The organism is Stenotrophomonas sp. 610A2 (assembly GCF_030549615.1).
GTDB lineage: Bacteria > Pseudomonadota > Gammaproteobacteria > Xanthomonadales > Xanthomonadaceae > Stenotrophomonas > Stenotrophomonas pigmentata.
The window spans coordinates 3,775,447-3,793,495 of sequence record NZ_CP130832.1 but is presented as its reverse complement, the minus strand read 5'-3'; the positions used below and the strand labels follow the sequence as shown (position 1 = coordinate 3,793,495).

The 18,049-nt window shown below is 65.6% G+C and carries 17 protein-coding genes; 8 read left to right on the top strand and 9 right to left on the bottom strand.

What is annotated here, in order from left to right; genetic code table 11:
- Positions 1–10 precede the first annotated feature (10 nt).
- Genes Q5Z11_RS16860 through Q5Z11_RS16845 form a run of 4 tightly spaced genes read left to right on the top strand, consistent with a single transcriptional unit; the run spans position 11 to position 4,355 of the window.
- Positions 11–1,087 (top strand): LacI family DNA-binding transcriptional regulator, encoded by a 1,077-nt coding sequence (locus Q5Z11_RS16860; protein WP_057627176.1) that lies wholly within the window; start codon positions 11–13, stop codon positions 1,085–1,087.
- 6 nt (positions 1,088–1,093) lie between these two features.
- The gene (locus Q5Z11_RS16855) at positions 1,094–2,122 is read left to right on the top strand and encodes an SIS domain-containing protein (protein WP_303747461.1); all 1,029 of its coding nucleotides are present in this window, start codon (positions 1,094–1,096) and stop codon (positions 2,120–2,122) included.
- A complete protein-coding gene (gene nagA / locus Q5Z11_RS16850; protein WP_303747460.1) occupies positions 2,122–3,264 on the top strand; it encodes an N-acetylglucosamine-6-phosphate deacetylase in 1,143 nt (380 codons plus the stop codon). Before Q5Z11_RS16855 ends, nagA begins: the two co-directional genes overlap by 1 nt.
- Positions 3,265–3,287: 23 nt before the next feature.
- Complete coding sequence (locus Q5Z11_RS16845) at positions 3,288–4,355, top strand: acyltransferase family protein (protein ID WP_303747459.1); 1,068 nt, start codon at positions 3,288–3,290, stop codon at positions 4,353–4,355.
- 165 nt (positions 4,356–4,520) lie between these two features.
- Here Q5Z11_RS16845 and Q5Z11_RS16840 read toward each other — a convergent pair whose 3' ends face one another.
- Entirely contained in the window at positions 4,521–5,741 is a 1,221-nt protein-coding gene (locus Q5Z11_RS16840) for a multifunctional CCA addition/repair protein (RefSeq protein WP_303747458.1), read from the bottom strand.
- A 156-nt stretch (positions 5,742–5,897) separates the two neighbouring features.
- Positions 5,898–7,841, bottom strand: coding sequence for a transglycosylase SLT domain-containing protein (locus Q5Z11_RS16835; RefSeq protein WP_303747457.1), 1,944 nt, complete (start codon positions 7,839–7,841; stop codon positions 5,898–5,900).
- A 183-nt stretch (positions 7,842–8,024) separates the two neighbouring features.
- Between Q5Z11_RS16835 and Q5Z11_RS16830 the strand changes: the two genes are divergently transcribed.
- Positions 8,025–8,435, top strand: a complete 411-nt coding sequence (locus Q5Z11_RS16830; protein ID WP_303747456.1) for an ExbD/TolR family protein — start codon at positions 8,025–8,027, stop codon at positions 8,433–8,435.
- Positions 8,436–8,586: 151 nt separating this feature from the next.
- Positions 8,587–9,462 (top strand): EamA family transporter, encoded by an 876-nt coding sequence (locus tag Q5Z11_RS16825; RefSeq protein ID WP_303747455.1) that lies wholly within the window; start codon positions 8,587–8,589, stop codon positions 9,460–9,462.
- Between the two features lie 8 nt (positions 9,463–9,470).
- On the opposite strand, the gene Q5Z11_RS16820 is transcribed toward Q5Z11_RS16825, so the two are convergent.
- From Q5Z11_RS16820 to Q5Z11_RS16805, 4 genes are all read right to left on the bottom strand, one after another.
- Positions 9,471–10,208, bottom strand: a complete 738-nt coding sequence (locus Q5Z11_RS16820; protein WP_282268060.1) for an endonuclease/exonuclease/phosphatase family protein — start codon at positions 10,206–10,208, stop codon at positions 9,471–9,473.
- A 71-nt stretch (positions 10,209–10,279) separates the two neighbouring features.
- Positions 10,280–11,092, bottom strand: a complete 813-nt coding sequence (locus Q5Z11_RS16815) for a thiol:disulfide interchange protein DsbA/DsbL (RefSeq protein ID WP_303747454.1) — start codon at positions 11,090–11,092, stop codon at positions 10,280–10,282.
- 129 nt (positions 11,093–11,221) lie between these two features.
- Entirely contained in the window at positions 11,222–11,869 is a 648-nt protein-coding gene (locus tag Q5Z11_RS16810) for a thiol:disulfide interchange protein DsbA/DsbL (protein WP_303747453.1), read from the bottom strand.
- A 94-nt stretch (positions 11,870–11,963) separates the two neighbouring features.
- The gene (locus Q5Z11_RS16805; RefSeq protein ID WP_303747452.1) at positions 11,964–12,749 is read right to left on the bottom strand and encodes a c-type cytochrome; all 786 of its coding nucleotides are present in this window, start codon (positions 12,747–12,749) and stop codon (positions 11,964–11,966) included.
- Between the two features lie 173 nt (positions 12,750–12,922).
- Between Q5Z11_RS16805 and yihA the strand changes: the two genes are divergently transcribed.
- Positions 12,923–13,564 carry a ribosome biogenesis GTP-binding protein YihA/YsxC gene (gene yihA / locus Q5Z11_RS16800; RefSeq protein WP_303747451.1) on the top strand — a complete coding sequence of 214 codons (642 nt, stop codon included), beginning with the start codon at positions 12,923–12,925 and terminating at the stop codon, positions 13,562–13,564.
- A gap of 234 nt (positions 13,565–13,798) precedes the next feature.
- Here yihA and Q5Z11_RS16795 read toward each other — a convergent pair whose 3' ends face one another.
- The 3 genes from Q5Z11_RS16795 to Q5Z11_RS16785 all read right to left on the bottom strand — a co-directional run bounded on the left by Q5Z11_RS16795 (position 13,799) and on the right by Q5Z11_RS16785 (position 16,412).
- Entirely contained in the window at positions 13,799–14,776 is a 978-nt protein-coding gene (locus Q5Z11_RS16795) for an MBL fold metallo-hydrolase (protein ID WP_303747450.1), read from the bottom strand.
- Positions 14,777–14,876: 100 nt separating this feature from the next.
- Positions 14,877–15,710, bottom strand: a complete 834-nt coding sequence (locus Q5Z11_RS16790; RefSeq protein WP_303747449.1) for a helix-turn-helix transcriptional regulator — start codon at positions 15,708–15,710, stop codon at positions 14,877–14,879.
- A 3-nt stretch (positions 15,711–15,713) separates the two neighbouring features.
- Positions 15,714–16,412 (bottom strand): VIT1/CCC1 transporter family protein, encoded by a 699-nt coding sequence (locus Q5Z11_RS16785; RefSeq protein ID WP_303747448.1) that lies wholly within the window; start codon positions 16,410–16,412, stop codon positions 15,714–15,716.
- 203 nt (positions 16,413–16,615) lie between these two features.
- On the opposite strand from Q5Z11_RS16785, the gene Q5Z11_RS16780 reads away from it, so the two are divergent.
- On the top strand, positions 16,616–17,980 hold the full coding sequence (locus tag Q5Z11_RS16780; RefSeq protein ID WP_303747447.1) for a glutamate--cysteine ligase: 1,365 nt from the start codon (positions 16,616–16,618) through the stop codon (positions 17,978–17,980).
- Positions 17,981–18,049: the final 69 nt, after the last annotated feature.

The following is an 18,049-nucleotide window of genomic DNA, read 5'->3' as shown; positions in this document are numbered from 1 at the left end:
GGAACCGGTAATGCGTAGACCCACCATCAAGGATGTCGCCGAGCGTGCCAAGGTCTCATTGAAGACCGTCTCGCGGGTGATCAACAACGAGCCTTCGGTGATGCAGGCCACCCGCGCGCGCGTATTGCGCGCGGTGGCCGAGCTGGACTACGAGCCCGATCCATCCGCGCGCAACCTGCGCAGCAACACGACGTTCGTGATCGGGCTGGTGTATGACAACCCCAATCCGTACCACATCATCGGGGTACAGAACGGCGTGTTGTCGGCCTGCCGCGAGACCGGTTTCGGCCTGCAGATCCATCCCTGCGATTCGACCTCGCCGATGCTGGCCGAGGAGCTCGCCGACTGGGTGCAGCGTTCGCGTCTGGCCGGGTTGGTGCTGACCGCGCCGATGTCCGAGCGTCCGGAGCTGGTGGCTGCACTGAATGCACGCGGCATCAAGACCGTGCGGATCATTGCTGCCACCGAAGACCCCGGCGATGGCCCCTGTGTGTTCGTTGATGACCGCGATGCCGCCTATGAAATCACCGAGCACCTGATCCAGCTCGGCCACCAGCGCATCGGCTTCCTGTGGGGTGGAACCTCGCACCGTTCCAGTGGCGAGCGTTACGCCGGCTACGAAGCGGCGCTGAAGGACTACGGCATTCCGTTGGACAAGCACCTGGTCATCCCCGGCGACTACACCTTCGATGATGGCTTCCGTGGTGCGCGCCGCCTGCTGGCGCTACGCGAGCCGCCTACCGCCATCTTCGGCTCCAACGACGAAATTGCCGCCGGCGTGCTGGCCGCAGCCAACTCGGCCGGTTTGAACGTGCCTTACGACCTGTCCATCGCCGGCTTCGAGGACAGTCCGTTCTCGCGCCAGTCGTGGCCGGCACTGACCACCGCCAAGCAGGCCACCGGCGACATCGCCCGCCATGCTGCGCGCCTGTTGATCAGCCAGCTGCGCACCGATGCCTACGAAGACAGCCCGGCACAGCTGCAGAACCAGGGCTTCGTACCGCAGCTGGTGGTACGTGGTTCCACCGCGCCGCTGCGCCAGCAGCCGTCGCGACCTCCTTCATCTCCCCCCGACCTCTCCGAGTAACGATCCATGGCACTGCCGAGTGAAACCGAAACCCTGATGTTCAACGAGGCCGCGGAAAGCGCCTCTGTCATCGCCGCCCAGTTCGCACGCAACCGCGACGTGGTGCAGGCCCTGGCCGCAGACCTGCGCCAGAACCCGCCACCGTTCGTTGTCACCTGCGCCCGTGGCAGTTCCGATCACGCGGCAACCTATGCCAAGTATCTGTTCGAGACCCAGCTCGGCCTGGTGACCGCCTCAGCCTCGCCGTCGGTGGGCTCGGTCTATGAAGCGCCGCTGCAGCTGCGCGGCGCGCTGTACATCGTTATCTCGCAGTCGGGCAAGAGCCCGGATCTGCTGCGCAATGCCGAGGCCGCCAAGGCTGCCGGCGCGCGCGTGGTGGCGCTGGTCAATGTCGAGGATTCGCCGCTGGCACTGCTGGCCGAAACCGTCATTCCGCTCGGTGCTGGCGTCGAGCGCAGTGTCGCCGCGACCAAGAGCTATCTGGCCTCGCTGGCGGCGATCCTGCAGCTGGGCGCGTACTGGAAGAACGATCCGGCGCTGATCGCTGCGCTGGACGCATTGCCGGCCGCGATGTCCGAAGCCTGGGCATGCGACTGGACGGCGGTGACCGAAGGCCTGGTCGATGCGCACAACCTGTTCGTGCTCGGCCGTGGCCCGGGCCTGGCTGCCGCGCAGGAGGCCGCGCTGAAGTTCAAGGAAACCTGTGGCCTGCACGCCGAAGGCTATAGCTCGGCCGAAGTGAAGCACGGGCCGATGGCGCTGGTCGGCCGCGATTTCCCGGTACTTGCCTTTGCCCAGCCCGACGAAACCGGTGCCGGCACCCGTGCCGTGGCCGAAGAGTTTGCTGCGCGCGGCGCGCAGGTGTGGCTGACCGGCGAGGGCGGCAACCTGCCGACTGCAACCGCACCGCATCCGCTGTGCGCACCGCTGCTGACAATCCAGAGCTTCTACCGCGCGATCAACGCGCTGGCGCTGCACCGTGGCAACAACCCGGACCTGCCGCCGCACCTCAACAAGGTGACGGAAACGGTCTGATGAAAACCGCGCTGCGCAATGGCCGGGTACTTGCCGGCGAGAACTTCCGTGACGATGTCGCGGTACTGATCGAAGACGGCCGCATCACCGCGGTCGTCGCCAGCAATGACCCGGCGGTTGCCGCGGCCGATGCTCAGGTGGACCTGGGCGGCGGTTGGTTGCTGCCCGGTTTCATCGACGCCCAGGTCAATGGCGGCGGCGGTGCGCTGTTCAACAACCAGACCGACGTAGATGCATTGCGCACGATGGTGGCCGGGCATCGCCGTTACGGCACCACCGGCATGCTGCCGACCCTGATCAGCGACGACGCAGAGGTGATGGCGCGTGCGGTGCAGGCCACGCGCGAGGCAATCGCCGCCAAGGTGCCGGGCGTGCTCGGCATCCATCTGGAAGGCCCGTACATCGCCCCGGCGCGCAAGGGTACGCACGATGCGGGAAAGTTCCGTGTGCCGGATGCCGATGAAGTACGCATGGCGACGGCGCTGGACAACGGTGTCACGTTGATTACCTTGGCGCCCGAACGCGTGCCGCTGGCGACGATCCAGCAGATGGTCGCCAATGGCGCCATCGTTGCTGCCGGTCATACCGCCGGTACCTACGAAGAAATTCGCGCCGGTCTGGATGCCGGCATCACTGGCTTCACCCATCTGTACAACGCGATGTCGCCGCTGCAGGGGCGTGATCCCGGTGCGGTCGGAGCGGCGCTGGAAGATGCCGACAGCTGGTGCGGTGTGATCGTCGATGGCGTGCATGTGCATCCGGCCAGCCTGCGCGTGGCGCTGGCGGCCAAGCCGCGTGGCAAGGTGTTCCTGGTCACTGATGCGATGCCGATGGTCGGTTCGGACAACCCGGCGTTCGAGCTGTACGGCGAGACCATCACCGCTGTTGATGGCGTGGTCCGCAATGCTGCGGGTGCTCTGGCCGGTTCTGCCTTGGACATGATCACCGCCGTGCGCAATACGGTTGGCCTGCTGGGTCTCTCGCTGGCCGAAGCTTCGCGCATGGCGTCGACCTATCCGGCGCAGTTCCTTGGCCTCGATGATCGTTACGGACATATCGCGGCCGGCTACCAGGCCGATTTCGTATTGCTGGACGCCGATCTGCAGGTGCAGGCCACCTGGATTGCTGGTCAGCGCGACTGAGCTTCGGTCTGTGAGTAGTGCCCATGAATAAAGCCATCCGTTACGCCTCGGTGGATGCCCTGCGCGGTATCACCGTGGCAGCCATGCTGCTGGTCAACAACCCCGGCAGCTGGAGCCACGTCTACGCACCGCTGCTGCATTCGGAATGGCATGGCTGCACGCCGACCGATCTGGTGTTTCCGTTCTTCCTGGTGATTGTCGGCGTGTCCATCGCTCTGGGCGTCGTGCCGCGGGTGGAGCAGGGCGCTGATCGTGGTGCGCTTACCAGGACGGTGTTGATCCGCGCTGGGCGCATCCTCGGTCTGGGCTTGCTGCTGCACTTCCTTGCCTGGTGGTGGTTGGACCTGGCGCATTACCGGCCATGGGGCGTGTTGCAGCGCATTGGCGTGTGCTTCGCCGCCGCTGGCATGGCGGCGATCTGGTTGAAGCCGCGGCTGCAGTGGTTGTGCATCGGCGTGCTGCTGTCCGGCTACGCCGCATTATTGGTGGCCGGCGGCTCGCTGGAGCCCTGGCTCAATCTGAGCAGCCGCATGGATACTTCTTTGTTCGGCGCGCTGCTGTATCAATACGACCCGGCGACCGGCCACGGCCATGATCCGGAAGGGCTGATGTCCACACTGGGCGCACTGGCTTCGACCTTGCTTGGCCTGCGTGCGGGTGCGCTATTGCGTCTGCGCCCATGGCGACTGCTGCCTGCTGCCGTGCTGCTATTGCTGGTCGGCTGGCTGTGGTCGCAATGGCTGCCCTTGAACAAGAACCTGTGGACCTCGTCGTATGTGCTGTGGACCGCTGGCTGGGCATTCGCCGGGCTATGGCTGGCGCACATCCTGATTGACTGCCGGCAGTGGCCGGCGCTCGGTCGCCGCTTTGGTGTCAACGCGATCACCGCCTATGCCGGCTCCTCGGCGATGGTGCTGGCGATGATGGCGACTGGCAGCTGGGGCTGGCTGTGGGAACACCTGTTCGACCGCTGGCTGAGCCCGTTGGCTGGCGCACAGTTCGCCTCGATGGTGATGGCATTGAGCTTCGTGGCGATCTGGTGGTTGCCGATGGCATGGATGGACCGCCGAAAAATCTACCTGAAGATATGAGGCTGCGATTTGTAGGAGCGGCGTAAGCCGCGAAGCTGACGATGCGAAAGGCATCGCTGGATTGTGCGATTGCATCTGCTGCGGTTGGCGATGTATCACCAGCTTCGCGGCTTACGCCGCTCCTACAAACAGTCCCGCTCCCGGTTCTTTCGCGGTCTTAGGCAATCACCGCGCCGCGCTGATTGCCTTGATGCGTGCCTTTTTCAAAGCTTCGCCGATGGCCGGGCCTTGCAGGCCCTCCGTCGCGATGTCGCGTGCATTGATTGCCAATGCTGCTGCATGCAGGCGCTGCAGGGTTGCCCGCTGCGGGTAGTCACTGTCCTCGAAGTCGAGACGGCCGCGCTTGTCGCACTCGCAGACCAAACCCATCTGCGCGATGCGCTCGGGACGACGGAAGCCGTCGCAGCGCTGGATCAGCTCCAGCACGGTTGCGTCGCGCAGTTCGTCGATGCGATGCACGTTGAGGTGTTCGCGGCAGACTGCTTCGGCCAACTGGCGATGGTCGAGGGGAATCTTCAGTCGCTCGCAGAGTTTGGCCAGCGGTTTCAGGCCGCGCTGCTCATGCATGATGTGGCGTGGCAATTCGTCCTCGGGCGTCAGCGCCTTGCCAAGATCATGGGTGAGTGCAGCGAAGCCGATCAGGTCATCGCCTGGCGCAAGTTGCGCGGCCATGTCGCTGACCATTTCCTGGTGGATGCCGGTATCCACTTCCGGGTGGAACTCGGCACGTTGCGGCACGCCATACAGCGCGTCCACTTCCGGCAGGATCACCGCCAGCGCGCCAGTGTCGTGCAGGCAGCGCAGGAAGGCGGAAGGTTGTTTCATGGTCAGGCTGCGGCGCAGCTCCTGCCAGATGCGCTCCGGCACCAAGGCATCGAGTTCACCGCTGGCAGCCATTTCGCGCATCAGTTCCGCGGTTTCTGGCGCAAGCGTGAATCCAAGCGGCGCGAAGCGGGCCATGAAGCGCGCGGCACGCAGCACGCGTAGTGGGTCCTCGACGAAGGCAGGGCCGACATGGCGCAGCACGCGTTGTTCGATATCGCGCACGCCGCCCCAGGGATCGGCCAGCTCACCGGTTTCTTCATCGCGGGCAATGGCGTTGATGGTGAAGTCGCGGCGTTGCAGGTCTTCTTCCAGCGTCACCGAGGGATCGGCATCGACCACGAAGCCGCGATAGCCGCGGCCGGATTTGCGCTCGGTACGTGCCAGCGCGTATTCCTCGCCGGTCAACGGGTGCAGGAACACGGGGAAATCCTTGCCAACGGCTTTGAAACCATCCGCTTCCATCTGTGCCTGGGTAGCGCCAACCACCACCCAGTCGCGGTCACCGGCTTTTTGGCCGAGCAGGGTATCGCGGACAGCGCCGCCGACGAGATAAGTCTTCATGCGGCCATGATAAGTCGGATGTGGTGTTGCACATGTAGTGCCGAGCCATGCTCGGCAGGGGCTGTATCGGGAAGGCCCCTGCCGAGCATGGCTCGGCACTACAGAAGGGGCTTTACCGGGAAGGCCCTAGCCGAGCATGGCTCGGCACTACAGGTGTTACGGGGCCGATTGGCAGCTGAAGGCTTTGCGCGCGCCCTGGGTCTTGCCGACCATGCGGTCGCTCAAGGTCAGGGCGTTGTTGTTGAGGCGCCAGTCGTAGATCACGCTGAAGGCCAGCACGCGGGCAACATACTCGCGGGTTTCCTTGTAGCTGATGGTCTCGATCCAGAAGTCCGGGTCGTAGTTCGGGCGCTGGCTCTGCCAGCGTGCCGTTGGCGTCGGACCAGCGTTGTAGGCGGCGATGGTGACGTAGGGCAGGCCGCTGTACTTGTCCATCAACTGGCGCAGGTACGCGGTGCCGATGGCGATGTTGGTGTCCGAGTCGTACAGGCTGGACGCACCGCCATATCCGCTCAAGCCAATACTCTTGGCCACGCTGGCGCCGGTGGCAGGCAATACCTGCATCAGGCCCATGGCGTTGGCCGGCGAGCGTGCATTCGGGTTGAAGATGCTCTCGGCGCGGATCTCCGCGGCAATCCAGGCCGGATCCAGCGCATTGCGGGCGGCTTCGCGGCGGATCGTGTCGTCGTGGTGCAGCGGGAAGCGCAGGTTGTACAGGCGCAGCTCCTGCGGGCCTTTCAGTGCGAACACGGCACGGTCGAACCAACCGTTGTTGCTGGCCACTTCCACGGCGAGGCGGCGCTGGCTGTCGTCGAAACGGGTCAGCGCTTCAGCCCATTCGCGTGCCGCCCAGCTCGGGCGCTCGATCTTGAACAACTCAATTGCGCGTACCAATGCAGGATCACGTGCAACGCTGGCTTTCGCCGCAGCGCTGTCGCCGGGATTCCATGGGCACAAGGTGTAGGGCTGTTTGAGTTTGTCGGCGGCCAGGAAGCCGTGGAACGTGGGCTCGGTCGAGGCGGCGCGGTACAGCGCGGTGGCCTCGGCAGGCTTGCCGGTCTTTTCCAGCAGGCGGCCTTCAAACCAGCGCCAGCGTGAATCGTTGCGCTGGCTGGCCGGCATCTTGCGAATGGCCACCAGTGCTGCCGGCCAATCGCCACGTGCCATCGCCTCGCGGGTGCGCCATTCGTGCAGGCGTTCGTCATAGGCCGATTCGGGCACGGCAGCCAGGCGGCGGGCTGAATCCGGCAGGTAGGACGCTACCGTCCACAGTGCGATTTCGTACAGCACCTTGCCTTGCTGTTCGGCGCTCAAGCCAAGTGCCTGGGCGTACTGCGGCAATTGCAGTTCGGCGGCGCCGGGGTCGGCCTTGGCCAGCTTTTGCAGGCCGTCGACGGCGATGCGGCGGCTGCGTTCGTTCTTCGGCCAGTTCAGGGCGCGTGCGTCGGGCTTGTCGACGAAGGCGGCGTAATCGTTGGCCTGGGCCAGTTCGGCGGCGGGCAGGCCGCGTGCAGCAGCGCGCATCACCGCCGGTTGCTGGGCATCGGCAGCGGCGTCGATGCGTTCCCAGCGCAGCGCCGGGGTCAGGCCGCCACGGCTGGCGAGTACCGCGAACACCGGGTCGCAGCCGTCGGGCAGGGACTTGGCGGCGCCGCGCCACAAGTTTTGCGCATCGCTGGTCCACTGCGCATCGGCCTTGCCGGTGGCTTGCCGAGCATTGAGTTCAGCACAGCGCAGGCCCGGGTCGTTGCTGGTTTTCCAGTTGGCCAGCAGGGTCGGCCAGTCCTGGCGGCGGGCGAGGGCGGGTAACCATGCCGAACGGAAGCTCTCGGCCACGGCCTGGCCCTGGTAGCGCTTCAGGAAGTCCTGTGCCTGCGCGGTCGATAGTGTGTCGACGTTGCGGCGCAGGGCGCTGAATTCCAACCAGCCGTATAGCGGGTGATTGCGCAGCGGGGCAGCGGCAGTGGCGTCGAACTGGCCGCGCTCGGCGTTGTCGATGGCGGTACGCATCGCGGTGCGCTGCGCGTCCAGGTTCTGGGCTTGGGCGCAGGCGCTGACCAAGGCGGTGAGGGCGGCCAACGGCAGGAGAAATTTGTTCATGGCCGAAGGATAACGGCCGCGGCGTCAACGGCAGAGCGACAGCCCAACCCGCACATGAACGAACAAGCCCAGCGCTGGCAGGTCAACGAAAGCTGAACGGCGCTGGGCAGGGCTGATGGAAACCCGCAAAGGCAGGCGTAGCTTCGGCCTTGAGGCAGCCGGCCTCGCCCTGGGGGAACTGGAATGGCATTCAGTGCAGCAGGCAATAGCGGGCGTCCCTTGGCCGATATCAACGTCACTCCTCTGGTGGACGTGATGTTGGTGTTGTTGATCATCTTCATCGTGACTGCGCCGATGGTGGCGGTGCCGATCCCGGTGGATCTGCCACAACGAACCGACAAGGCTGTGCAACGCCTCGACCCGCCACTGCCGATCGAACTGCGGGTGGATGCCTCCGACCAGCTTTACTGGAACGGCGAGTTGCTGGCGATCGGTGACTTGCAGGCGCGCCTGCAGGCACAGGCCGATCTGTATGAGGGCAACCAGCCCGAGTTGCGCATCGATGCCTCACCCGATGCGCAGTACCAGGTGATGGCCAAGATCTTGGCGGCGGCCAACAACACCAGCATGCAGCGCATCGCCTTCCTCCAGTAAGCCGCGACGCGGCAGGCATCGGCCACCCGCTGCGGTGGCTGGTGCCGCAAGGCGGATGCCGCTGACTTCAAGGTCTGCCAGCGTTCGCTGATCAATCACCACGCGCCTTTCGGTCCAAGCGTTTGCACCGCCGGCCGAATACACTAGCGGCATGCAAAATTCCCGATTCGCATCGCTGTTGCCGGTGCTGGCGGTGCTCGGCTCGGTGACCTCGTTGTCGATCGGCACGTCCTACGCCAAAAACCTGTTCCCCATCATTGGTGCGCAAGGTACCAGCGCGTTGCGCGTGGGCTTTTCGGCACTGTTCCTGTTGCTGCTGTGGCGGCCGTGGCGCTGGCGCACCAGCCGTGCCGATGGCGCCGCGATCCTGCGCTACGGGCTGACGCTGGGGCTGATGAACCTGTTGTTCTACATGGCGCTGCGCACGATCCCGTTCGGTATTGCCGTTGCCATCGAGTTCACCGGCCCGCTGGCGGTGGCGATGTTCTCCTCGCGGCGGCCGATTGATTTCGTCTGGGTCGGCTGCGCACTGGTCGGGCTGGTGCTGCTGTTGCCGCTGGACGGTGGCCAGGCGCTGGACCCGGTCGGGGTCCTGTACGCGTTGGGCGCAGCGTTCTGCTGGGCGCTGTACATCATCTACGGCAAGCGCACCGGTCATCTGCATGCCGGCCACAGCGTGTCACTGGGCTTGCTGGCGGCGTCGCTGGTGGTGGTGCCGGTAGGCGTGGCACATGCCGGCATGGCGCTGCTGGAGCCGAAGATCCTGCTGGCCGGTTTCGTGGTAGCGGTGGTGTCCAGCGCCATCCCGATGTCGCTGGAGATGATGGCGCTCAAGCGCCTGCCCAAGGAAACCTTCGGCATCCTGATCAGCATGGAGCCGGCGGTCGCGGCGCTGTGGGCGCTGCTGTTGCTGCACGAACACCTCACCGGCCTGCAGTGGCTGGCGATCGGCTGCACGGTGTTGGCCTCGGCTGGCAGTACCTTGACCGCGCGGCGGCGACCACCGCCGGCGGCGATGGCCGGCTGAAGCGGCGCTCAGCGCAGGCTGTTGGCAGGGACTTCGACTTCCATTTCAACGGCCAGATGGTCCGAGTGCGCGGCGGGAACGGCGCGTGTATCGATCATCTTCAGGCTGTCGGAAATCAGGATGTGGTCGATGGCGCGATCCGGGCCCCAGCTGGGGAAGGTCGGCACCAGGCAGCTCGGCGGTTGCAGCCGGGTCTTGTGGTACAGCACGCGCATTTCCGGGCGGTCGGCCTTGCAGTTGAAGTCGCCCATCAATACCGCGTTGGGATGATCGGCCAGTACGTCGGAAATGAAGTCCAGCTGAGACAGACGCGAGCCGGTGCCCAGCGATAGATGCGCCACCGCCACGGTCAGGCCTTCATCGCCATCGCCATAGCGGGCGACCAGCAGGCCGCGGCCACCGATGCGGCCGGGCAGGGCGTGGTCCTGTACTTCCACCGGCTCCAGCCGGCTCAGCAGGCCATTGGCGCTGGAAGCAACACCGCCCATGCGGCGGTTGGGCTGGTGCGCCCAGTAGTTGAAGCCCGCCCGCTCGGCCAGGTAATGGGTCTGGTTGGTGAAGCCCGAGCGCAGGCTGCCCGGATCGGCTTCCTGCAGGCCGACGATGTCGCGGCCGCTGGCAAGCTTGGCGATCGCGTCCAGGCTGGAGCGTTTCTGGCCGGCAGGCAGCGCATGTGACCAGCTGCGGGTCACATAGTCGCTGTAGCGGCGGGTGCTCGAACCGGCCTGGATGTTGGCGGTCAGCAATCGCAATGTCTGGGTGGGGGATTTCACGACGGGTCGAACTCAAGGGCCTCGTTGCCGAGGCCCTTGATACCTCACTTGGCGTTGGCGGCGCGTTCGCGCGCGATCAGGTGGTCGGCAATACGGAGCATGTCTTCAAAGCTCTTGCCCTTGACCAGGTACTTGCCGTTGATGATCACCGACGGGGTGCCGCCGATCTTGCTGCGCTGGGCGAACTGCTTGCCACGGTTGACCTTGGCGGCGACGCCGAAGCTGCCCATGGTGTCAGCGAAGGTCTTGGGATCGACGCCATACTTGCCGTAGAAGTTGGCGATGTCCTGCACCGAATCGGTACCGCGCTCGCCCTTCAGGGTCTGCTCGATGTGAATGGCGGTGTACAGCGCGTCGTGGGTTTTCTCCTGCACGCCCAGGGTTTCGGCGGCGTAGAAGGCACGGGCGTAGTTGTCCCAGATGCCGCCGAAGGCGGCCGGCACGTAGACGAAGCTCACGTCGGAGGGCAGGCCAGCCTTCCACGGGGCGACCAGCGGCTGGAAGCGGGCACAGGCCGGGCAGACGTAGCCGAAGATCTCAGCTACTTCGACCTTGCCGGTGGCCGGCTGGAACGGCTGACCACCTTCGATGACGACATAGTCGGTGCCGGCAACGGGCTCCGGGCCGACCAGGCGGGCCTGGGCGGGTACCGGCGTTGCGACCGGCGCATCGGTTGGGGTAGCTGCGGCGGCCGGGGCAGCTGCATCAGCGGCCGGGGCCGGGGTAGCAGCAGCCGGAGCGGCTTCGGTGGCGGCCGGGGCTGCCGGAGCGGTGGTATCAGCGGTGCCATCCTGGGCTTTGCAGGCAACCATCAGCGGCAACAGGGCAGTCAGGGCCAGGGCGAAGCGGATCTTCATCGGGAGGGATCTCCAGCAGGGTGTGTTGGGGCGCCGGGCAGTGAGGCTGCAACCGGCGCGCGCAGGGACGCATTATGTGCGTAATCGGCTGAACAGGTGACCCGGCTCAGCCGGGCTTCAGCCGAGGTTTCAGCGGCGGCCGGCGCCAGTGCGCTCGCGGGCCACCAGCGCACCGGCGATGCGCAGGGTGTCGTCAAAGGTCTTGCCCTTGACCAGGTACTTGCCGTTGACGATCAGCATCGGCGTGCCGGTGACCTTGGCGCGCATGGCGAAAGCGCGGGCGTACTTGACCTTGTCATCCACCTGCGGGCTGCGCAGGGCTTCGACAAAGCGCTGCGGCTGCACGCCGTACTGGGCATAGAACGTGGCCAGTTCATCCGGCGAGACGTTCTGCACCGGCAGGCTGCCCTGCACATGCAGCGCCTTGAACACGTCGGCATGGCTGCGCTGGCGCACACCGACCTGTTCGGCGGCATAGAACGCACGTGCGTAGGAATCCCAGTAGCCGCCGAATGCCGCCGGCACCGGGGTGAAGCGCACGTCGGCCGGCTGCTTGGCGACCCAGGCTTCCAGCTGCGGCTCGAAGTGGGCGCAGTGCGGGCAGGTGTAGCCAAACACCTCGACTACTTCGATCTTGCCTGCCAGCGGTGCGAACGGGCCCGGCTCGGCAATCAGTTCATAGTCATCGCCTTCGACCAGCGCGGTAGGGGAGGCGGCACAGGCCGAGAGCGGGGCTATTGCCAGCAGCATCAGCAACAGTCGGGGGAACAACTTCATCGTGGGGAGTCTCCGTTGGAAAAACAGACGCCGACCTCGCGGCCGGCGTGTCTGCATGGGGCAGTTGCCGGGTCGCCGGAGCGACCGGCGGGTATCAGTGTTGCGCGGCAGCGCTGGCTACCGTGGCATCGTTGGCTCGATCATGCAGGCCTTGGATGTAACTGGCTAGCGCCTGGATCTCCTGTCCGGTCAGCGCGTGGCTGATCTGGGCCATGATCTTGAACTGCGCGGCATCGGCTTCTCCGGTCTGGCCGGACTGGTAGCGTTGCAGACGTTGGACGACATAGCCTGCATGTTGGCCGCCGATATGCGGATACGCCGGACCCGGGTTACCTGCGCCGGTTGGCCCGTGACAGGCGATGCAGGCCGGGATGTTGCGGGCGCTGTCACCGCCGCGATAAAGCTTCTGGCCGACTTCGAAGAACTTCATGCCTTCATAAGGGCCCTCGCTGACCACGGCGTCGTCGGCAACGCCGGCGCCGGATTTCTGGGTGGCGAAGAAGGCGCCGATGTCGCGCATGTCCTGCGGGGTCATGCCCTGCACGAACGGCAGCATCGCCGCCACCGCGCCTTCAGTGCGCTGGCCGCTGACAATCAAGGCCAGTTCCTTGGCGGTATAGCGCTCGCTCTGGCCGGCCAGGCGCGGGTAGATCTCCACGGCAGAGTTGCCGTCGGCACCATGGCAGGCCGCGCAGGTTGCGGCTTTGGCCTCGCCGGCCTTGGCATCACCGGGTTTGGTCTTGCTGAAGTCGACCTCCAGCGAGGCGGTCTGCACGGGCGCATTGTCCGGCACGGCGATGACCGAGCTCTGGGCAAAGGCGACGGCGGCGATTACGGGGACTACCAGTGCTGCAACGGCAAGAACACGAGCATGGCGCATGCTGAAGCTCCGTGTGGACCGGGCCGGGCGGGGCTTTCCGCCGGCATCGCCCGGATTATCAACGGCGTTTTGCGGCACGGTCAACGAAGCAGTGCAGCAAAATCGACAGGGCGGGTGGACCCAGGACAGCGGCCAAGCCGACGCGCGGCGTCGCAACATGCGATCCTATGCATATGTCATTGCTCATCGAACGCGCCCGTTACCACCTTTCCGCCCACAATTCGCGGCAGTTGCCGCCGGATCTGGGGTCCGAAGTGGCATTTGCCGGTCGCTCCAACGCCGGCAAGTCCAGCGCGCTCAACGCGCTGACCCGCCAAAACTCCCTGGCCCGCGTCTCCAAGACCCCCGGCCGCACCCAGCAGTTGGTGTTCTTCGAGGTAACCCCCGAGGCGCACCTGGTCGATCTGCCCGGTTACGGCTACGCCAAGGTGCCGCTGGACCTGCAGGCCCATTGGCAGGCCTTCATCGACCAGTACTTCCGCACCCGCAATGCCCTCAAGGGCCTGGTGGTGGTGATGGACATCCGTCATCCGCTGAAGGACTACGACCGGCAGATGCTGGGTTATGCGGTACAGCGCGGCTTGCCTGCGCACGCCCTGCTGACCAAGGCCGACAAGCTGGGCCGTGGCCAGCAGATGCAGACCCTGCAGAAGGTGCGCAAGGAGCTGCATTCGATCTTTGGTGACACTGTCAGCGTACAGACCTTCTCCGGCGAATCGCGCCAGGGCGTGGACGAAGCGCGCGCCATCATCGGCGGCTGGCTGGGCTTGAACCCGCCGGCAGCGGACGGCGCAGGGGATGTGGGAGCGGCGTAAGCCTTGTAGGAGCGGCGTAAGCCGCGAAGCTGACAATGTCTGGCTTGTGGGAGCGGCGTAAGCCGCGAAGCTGATGCTCTGTCAGTATCCACTGCACAACAAACGCCGCCTTGTCAGGGCGGCGTTCTTGTTTTGTGGCTTTTGGTTCGTGTCAGAGCCAAAGCCAAAGCCAAAGCTGCCCTCACCCCTACCCCTCTCCCGTAAACGGGAGAGGGGACAGCAACAGCAACAGCATCACTTCAACGGCGAGAACTCACCCAGCACCCACGCGAACGCCTCACCCTCGCGACGTATATGCCCGAGGCCGGGGAACGGCAGGTGCGCGCCGGCTACCCACCAGCCGTGATCTGACGCCTCCGCCATCAGCCGACGACGGCTGGCAATCGCAGCGGTGCGGTCGCTGTCGGCCTCGAAGGCGGCGTCCGGGCGGGCGAACTGTACCGCGTGGAAATGCACGATGTCGCCCCAGACCAGCAGCTGCTGGCCGCTGCCACCTTCAAGCAGATACGAGACATGGCCGGGGGTATGGCCGTGGCTGTCCAGCGCGGTGATGCCGGTCGGCAGGCGTTCGCCCGGGGCGAAGCGGTGCAGCGTGCCGGCGGCTGCGTAAGGCGCGACTGCAGTGCGGGCCAGGGCAAACGCGAACCGCAGCGGCTGCGGGGCGGTGGCTTCGCTGGCTGGGTCCAGCCAGTACGCGGCATCGGCCTGCGACAGCCATACCGTGGCTTTCGGGAAGGCCGCCTTGCCCTGCGCATCGAGCAGGCCGCACATATGGTCAGGGTGGGCGTGGGTCAGCAGCACGTCATCGACCTCGGCTGGGTCGTAGCCGGCGGCACGCAGGTTGCCCAGCACCTGACCCAGGCCGATGCCGGCGCCGAAGCATTGCGCGGTGCCGGTGTCGATCAGGCTCAGATGGTCACCGCGTTGCACCAGATAGGCGTTGACCGCGGTCTGCAGGCCTTTGCCATCTTCCGGCACGTAACCATGCTCAAGCAGCCGGGTGACCGCGCCGGGATCAATGCCCACCAGTGCCTGCCGGCCCAATGCCACCGTGCCGTCGAACAAGGCAGTGACCTGCAGTTCGCCGATCTGTTGGTGATAGACACCGGCAACCTGCTGCTGCGGGGCATGCGCGCTGCGCGCCTGTGCGCCGCAACTGACGGCGAGGATCAACAAGGCGGCGGCGATACGGTGTCGGGGGTGGATACGCATGGGGGCTCCTGCAAGGACGGCTATGCCGTGGAGCCTTCATGCTGCGCCGGAGCGTGCCCGCGTTTCGCTCACAATGGCGCGCGAAACGCTCGCATCGCGATCAGCTGTTGCCGATTGCCGCCGGCTCCAGCCCGTAGCGTGCGGCAAAGCGCTTGTTGAAACTGCCCAGCGAGCGATAGCCGGCGCGCGCTGCCACGGTCTTCAGTGGCAGGCGGGTGGTGTAGAGCAATTGCATGGCATGGGCTAGCCGCGTGTCGACCACCAGTTCGCGTACGCTGAGTTGTTCGCTGGCCAGGCGCCGGCGCAGGGTGGCACCGCTGATTCCAAGGTGAGATTCGAAATCACGCGATTGCCAGTCACGTTCCGGTTGCGCGGCAACCAGGTCGCGAATGCGGTCGCCGAGGCCGGGCTCGGGCGCCACCAGCAGGCTGCCATGGCCGCGCCTGCAGAACGCCACCACCAGCGTAGCCAGGGCCAGACGTGCTTCGGTGTAGTGGCCGTTCTGCAATGCCTGCCGCCATTGCAGCAGGGCGGTGCCGTGCTCGGCCAGCGGCAGACGTGCCAGCGCGTCGCCGGCATCGGGCAGGGCATCACTCCACAAGGCGCGCGCTGCGGCCAGTACTTCCGGGCATAGCGGCACGATGGCACTGAGATACAAACCACTGTGCGGATCGGGAATATTGACTACGTCGATGCGGCTGCGACGGGTGATCAGGAACAGATCGCCGGGGCCGAATTCAAGCGACTGCTGCGCAGTGCGGGCCTGTTTGCGCCCCTGCAGCAGGATGGCGAACTGTGGCTGCGGGATGTCCACCGAACTGGCGCCGTGTTCGCGACGCGCGGTGATGCAGGCGTAGCCCTCGGCGCGCTCGCAGTCGACCAATGAGGACAACTGGGCGAGCAGGTTGGTGGTGGTGTCGGCGTGGATGCTCATGCGTTACACCGTGATCTGGAAGAGGTGACCGATGGCTGCGGCGGCAGCCATTGCCAATGCGCCCCAGAACACTACCCGCAATGCACCACGCAGCACCGGTGCGCCACCAGCGCGTGCCGCCAGCGCACCGGTGATGCACAGTCCGACCAGGGTGGCGGCGGTAGTCACCTGTGCCACCAGCGCGTGCGGAGCCAGCAGCGCGGTCAGCACTGGCAGCGCGGCACCGACGATGAAGGCGCTGGCCGAGGCGGCCGCTGCCTGCAGCGGGCGCGCGCGCAGTTCCTCGGTGATCCCCAGCTCGTCGCGCGCATGGGCGGCCAGGGCGTCGTGGGCGGTCAGCTGCTCGGCAACCTGTTGGGCAAGCTCGGGGCTTAGGCCGCGGCGGCGGTAGATGCCGGCCAGCTCCTGCAGCTCACTGTGCGGGTCCTCATGCAGCTCGCGGCGTTCCAGTGCCAGATCGGCGCGTTCGGCATCGGCCTGGGACATGACCGAGACATACTCGCCAGCGGCCATCGACATGGCGCCAGCCACGGTGCCGGCAACGCCGGTGGCCAGGATCGCCGAGGGGCTGGCGCCGCTGGCAGCGACGCCGACCACCAGCCCGGCAACCGAGACGATGCCGTCGTTCGCGCCCAGCACGGCGGCGCGCAGCCAGCCGACACGGTCCGAACGATGGGTTTCATGATGATGGGTGCGGCTCATCCATACAGTGTAGGGCGAGTGCCCAGTCAGCCGCGGAATGACTCGCAGGCGCAGCGCCTGCGGCGGTCAAGTCTGCTTTTATAGGACGCTGAAAACCGCTGCCGTGACACGATGGCAAGGTACGCCACGATATAGTGCGCCCTTGCGATGGCGGGGGCTGGCCCCCACCTTCCCGCCCTGACCAGAATTCTGCGAGCCTGCCCTTGTCGAGCCCGAGCCACGTCGCTGACACACCCATCACCCACCGCGACCAGTTGGTCCAGAGCATCGCGTCGGGTGAAAAGCCCAAGTCGCAATGGCGGATCGGTACCGAGCACGAGAAGTTCGGGTTCCGCCTGGATGACCTGCGCCCGCCCACCTTTGAAGGCGAGCGCGGCATCAATGCGTTGCTCGACGGGCTGACCCGGTTCGGCTGGGAACCTGTGCAGGAGAACGGCAATACCATCGCGCTGCTGCGTGATGGTGCCTCGGTGACCCTGGAACCGGCCGGTCAGTTGGAGCTCTCGGGCGCGGCGCTGGAAACCATCCACCAGACCTGCGTGGAGACCGGCAGCCATCTCAATGAAGTGGCACAGGTGGCAGGTGAGTTGCAGCTGGGTTTCCTTGGCATGGGCTTCCAGCCCAAGTGGACCCGCGCTGACATGCCGTGGATGCCCAAGGGCCGCTACCAGATCATGAAGAGCTACATGCCCAAGGTCGGTTCGCTCGGCCTGGACATGATGACCCGCACCTGCACGGTGCAGGTCAACCTGGATTACGCCAGTGAAGCGGACATGGTGAAGAAGTTCCGCGTATCGCTGGCCCTGCAGCCGATCGCCACCGCGCTGTTCGCCGATTCGCCGTTCACCGAAGGCAAGCCCAACGGTTATCTCAGCTACCGTTCGCATATCTGGACCGATACCGATCCGGACCGTACCGGCATGCTCGACTTCGTGTTCGAGGATGGATTCGGCTACGAGCGCTACGTCGACTATCTGCTGGATGTGCCGATGTACTTCTCCTACCGCGACGGCATCTACCACGATGCCAGCGGCCAGAGCTTCCGCGATTTCCTGCAGGGCAAGTTGCCGGCATTGCCGGGCGCCTTGCCGACCCTGCGTGACTGGTCGGACCACACCACGACAGCTTTCCCGGAAGTACGGCTGAAGAAGTATCTGGAAATGCGCGGTGCCGACAGTGGCCCGTGGAGCCGCATCTGCGCGCTGCCCGCATTCTGGGTGGGCCTGTTGTATGACGAGACCGCGTTGAATGCGGCCTGGGACCTGGTCAAGGACTTCAGCCTGGCCGAACGCAACGTGCTGCGCGATGGCGTGCCCAGGCAGGCGATGAACCTGCCGTTCCGCAATGGCACCGTGCGTGATCTCGCACGCGAAGCCTTGGCGATTTCGCGTGACGGCCTGCGTCGTCGTGCCGCGCTCAATGCCGATGGTCAGGATGAAACGCGCTTCCTGGATGTGCTGCAGGAGATTGTTGATTCGGGCAAGACCGCAGCCGAGCGCAAGCTGGAGCTGTTCCATGGACGCTGGAATGGCAGCGTCGATCCCTTGTTCGGCGAGTTTGCATACTGATTGACGAGGCTGCTCGAGGCGAGGTTCTCGCCTTTGCTCCTGTGCCGTCATTCCCGCCTGCGCGGGAAT